2 pseudogenes are annotated in these 837 nt (G+C 46.1%); both read left to right on the top strand.

The features are described 5' to 3' along the window. Positions 1-150: pseudogene (locus BGP75_RS26695) on the top strand (IS30 family transposase); the annotation flags it as partial. A 12-nt stretch (positions 151-162) separates the two neighbouring features. Next, a pseudogene (locus tag BGP75_RS00610) lies at positions 163-837 on the top strand (IS3 family transposase); the annotation flags it as partial.

Here is an 837-nt window from a genome sequence, read left to right as displayed (position 1 = left end):
CAATATTTCCCCAAGAAAACTAACTTGTCACCGCATACGCAAGAGCGGCTAAATGAGGTGGCAACCCAATTGAATGAACGTCCCAGAAAGACGTTGAAATTTAAAAGTCCTTCATACATGATTGAGAAGAGTGTTGCAATGATTGCTTGAATCTACAGCAGCGTACTTCGCCAAACACCCCAAGTGAAGTTTCACATGATTGAACGCTGCCGCCATGCCTTTTCTGTTCGAATGATGTGCCGTTTACTCAAGGTTTCTGCCAGTGGTTATTACGACTGGCGTACTCGTGACCCAAGTCAGCGGCATCAAGCTAATGCGCGTTTAAGTCGCAAGATTTATCAGTTGTATCAAGCGAGTGATGGCGTATACGGCAGTCCTCGTATCTGGGAAGAGCTTCAATATGATGGTGAAGTCTGCGGCCTTAATCGCGTAGCACGGCTCATGAAAGCGAATAACCTGGCAGGCATTCCTACGATTAAGCGTTGGCGTAAAAAACAGTCAGGGCAACGCCCTGATTCAGTATTAAATCATCTTGAGCGTGACTTTAAATCCGCTCAGCCAAACGTGAAATGGGTCACTGACATTACCTATATCCCTACTCGGGAAGGCTGGCTGTACCTGGCCGTTATCATTGACCTGTTTAAGGGCATTGTTATTGGTTGGTCGATGAGTCAAACCATGGAAAAGCAGTTGGTGATTCAAGCCGTACTAATGGCGTTATGGCAGAAAAATCATGCTGATCCTGTGATTTTGCACTCAGATCGAGGGTCCCAGTACACGAGTTATGAATATCAGCGCTTCCTGTCTGATCACAATGTTGTATCCAGCATGAGCGCA

Origin of the sequence: Motiliproteus sp. MSK22-1, from assembly GCF_001968815.1 — a bacterium.
Classification (GTDB): Bacteria; Pseudomonadota; Gammaproteobacteria; order Pseudomonadales; family Balneatricaceae; genus Motiliproteus.
This window is presented reverse-complemented; position numbering and strand designations above follow the sequence as displayed.